Origin of the sequence: Stenotrophomonas sp. 2YAF22 (assembly GCF_052114665.1) — a bacterium.
In the GTDB taxonomy this organism is placed as follows: Bacteria; Pseudomonadota; Gammaproteobacteria; order Xanthomonadales; family Xanthomonadaceae; genus Stenotrophomonas; species Stenotrophomonas indicatrix.
On sequence record NZ_JBFRFE010000528.1, the window covers coordinates 1 to 3,115 of the forward strand.

The following is a 3,115-nucleotide window of genomic DNA, read 5'->3' on the forward strand; positions in this document are numbered from 1 at the left end:
GCCAGGGTGACAACAGCGCCGGCCATCGCGCGATTTCCCGCGCGACTTCCTCATGCGGCGCGCTGCAGTCTGCCGATACGCGCAGTCCGGTGCGCGCGTCAGCCAGGTAGCGTTGGCGGCCAGGCTGCCATCGCCGTGCCTCGCGTTCGGGGAACGTCGGCGGTGCCGCACCGTCCAGCAGATAGGCCGACAGGCGTCGCTGGCAGAGTGCCGCTGGCAACCCTTCGGCCAGTTCTCCGGTTGGCCAGCAGATGTCTGCCTGGGTCACGCTGGCCGGCATCGGCGCGGCCGCCGCATCGCCGCGTTGGCGCGGCAGGCTGTCGACCACCTCGAACATCAACGGCAAGGCGGTGACCGCGCCGTACTGCCCCGGCAACGGCGTGCCATCCGGGCGCCCCACCCACACGCCCACGGTGTAGTGGCGGGTACTGCCGATCGCCCACGCATCGCGGTAGCCATAGCTGGTGCCAGTCTTCCAGGCCACGCGCGGCCGCCCGCCAACGTCGAACGTGCCAACGCCGTAACCCGGGCGCGGGTTCGATTCCAGCATCTCACGCACGATCCAGCTGGCACCGGGCGAAGCCAGCCGCCGCTCGATCATCGGTTCGTCATCGGTGTAGCGCACGCGGCCGGCAATGCCGTTGCGGTTGAGTGCAGCAAACGCACCGACCAGGTCTTCCAGCCGCGCGCCGGTGCCGCCGAGGATCAGCGACAGATTGGGTGAACTGCCCGGCGGGAAGCGCAACTGGATGCCGGCGTGCGACAGGCGCGCGGCGAAGCGTGCCGCACCTACCCGCTGCAGCAGGTCGACCGACGGCACGTTCAGCGACAGGCGCAGCGCACTGGCAGCACTGACCGGGCCGTTGAAGGCCATGTCGAAGTTGCCCGGCCGATAGCTGCCGAAGCTCTGCGGCGCATCCACCAGCAGGCTCTCGGAATGGATCAGGCCATCATCGAGTGCCATCGCATACAGGAACGGCTTGAGCGTGGAGCCCGGCGAGCGCCAGGCCTGCACCATGTCCACGTGGCCCAGCCGTTGCCGATCACCGAAAGACAGCGTGCCGACATACGCACGCGCCTGCAGGGTCTGGTTGTCGACCACCAGCAGTGCGGCTGACGTGCGCTCGGGCAGCGTGGAGAAATAGCTGGCCACGCGCTCTTCAAGGGTGCGCTGCAGGCCGATGTCGATGCTGCTCTGGATCCGCGCCTGCCCCGGATGCGCCGAGTGCAGGCGCTGGGCCAGCAGTGCGGCATGCAGCGGCGGGCGCAGCGAGCGTGCGACCACGTTCTCGACGCGCGCATCTTCCACTTCCTCCGGCGTCCATACGCCGAGCTCGGCCATGCGCGCCAGCACCTTGTCGCGCGCCTTCTGCGCGGCTTCGGGATGACGATCCGGGCGCAAACGGCTGGGTGCCTGTGGCAGCACCGCCAGCAGTGCGGCCTCGGCATGCGAAAGCTGCGCGGCCGGCTTACCCAGGTAGGCCCAGCTGGCCGCCTCCACGCCTTCGATGGTGCCACCGTAGGGCGCGCGCTCCAGATACAACGCGAGGATCTCGCGCTTGGACAGGTGCACCTCAAGTTGCACCGCACGCAGCATCTGCTTCAGCTTGCCCCAGGGCGTGCGCGTATGCGGATCGAGAATGCGCGCCACCTGCATGGTCAGGGTCGAGCCTCCGGAGATGATGCGGCCACCCCGCAGCAGCTGCCCACTGGCACGCAGGATCGCCAGCGGATTGATGCCCGGGTGCTGCCAGAACCAGCGATCCTCGTAGGTCAGCAGCGCCTGCAGGTACAGCGGCGACACGCTGTCGACCGACGCCGGATAGCGCCACACGCCCTCGGCATCGGCGAACGCCCGCATCGGGCTGCCGTCAGCGGCGACCACCAGCGTGCTGGTGTCGCGTTGCCGGGGCAACGGCGGCGGGAAGGCGAAATCCAGTATCAGCAGCAGCGCCAGCAACGCCGCCGTGCCCCAGCGCAGCCACGGCCACAGCGGTTGCAGCCGCTGCCGCAGGCGCGGCAGCCGCGTTTTCAGCGATCCCACCTTCATCCACGGCATCCAGTGGGACGGGCCGCGCCGTCGCGGCCCGTCCGCACGGTCACGGCTGTACCACCGTCAACGTGGTCGGGTTGCTGCGGCCGACGCCACGCAGCTGCGGCCGGTACATGTCCTCCACCAGCGACGGCGGCACCGTGTAGGTACCCGGAGTGACCGCACGCACCAGGTAGAACACGTTGGCCTTGCTGCCACGCGAGAGCTTCAGCGCCGCCACGTAGCGGTCATCGCGGAACTCCTCGTGCTTGGTATCGGCCGCTTCGCTGCGGTCGCTGATGGTGATGCCATCCACCACCACATCGGCCCACTGCTTGGCATCGCCCAGGTTGAGGTTCTCGATCTCCAGGCCCGCCGGCAGCAGGTCGGTCAGCAGCGCATCGGGCATCTCGCTGTCGGCGGTGATGGTGACGCGCACGATCAGCGCTTCGCCCTCCTTCAGCGGACGCGGCGACCACGGCTTGCCATCGGTGCCGAAGTAACTGCGCTCCACGCCGATCACGCTGTTGTCCGGCGCCGGTGCACTGCGCGGAATGCCGGCCACATCGATGCTGGCGAACATCGGCGGCTGTCCCTGCGGGGTGAAGCGCACGCCCGCGGCCAGCTGCGCTGCATCGAAGTTGCGGCCAAACAGCTTGCGCTCGCCGATGGCCTCGCTGTTGCCACCGATCACCAGCTCACCGGCCACCAGCGCCTTCTGGTTGGCGGCCAGCGCCTTGCCGAGACGGGCGATGGCCACCTGTTCCTGCGTGCTCAGCCACATCCAGCCACTGTTGCGGCGCGCATCCAGGCCACGGCCAAGATCAACCGCGCGTGCATCCCATGCCGGCTTGGCCAGCTTGTTTTCGTGGGTCAGCGCGATCATCAGCGCATCATCACGAACGGCACTGCCGTAGTCGCCGAAGTACGACGGGCGTTCGCTGCTGGACTTGGCAAAGCCCGCCGCGAGGGCCGCCTGGGCGCGCTTGGCATCGCCCTGCAGCGACAGCGCCACGCCCAGGTGCACCAGCGACAGGCCACCCACGGCTTTGCCGCGTTCGTTGTCGTACAGCGTGCGCAGGG

The 3,115-nt window shown here is 68.9% G+C and carries 1 protein-coding gene and 1 pseudogene; both read right to left on the reverse strand.

Going from position 1 to position 3,115, the window contains the following annotated elements; genetic code table 11:
- A partial coding sequence (pbpC, locus tag AB4Y84_RS17615; RefSeq protein ID WP_442250556.1) for a penicillin-binding protein 1C occupies nt 1-2,050 on the reverse strand: 2,050 nt, incomplete at its 3' end.
- A gap of 49 nt (nt 2,051-2,099) precedes the next feature.
- A pseudogene (locus AB4Y84_RS17620) lies at nt 2,100-3,115 on the reverse strand (alpha-2-macroglobulin family protein); the annotation flags it as partial.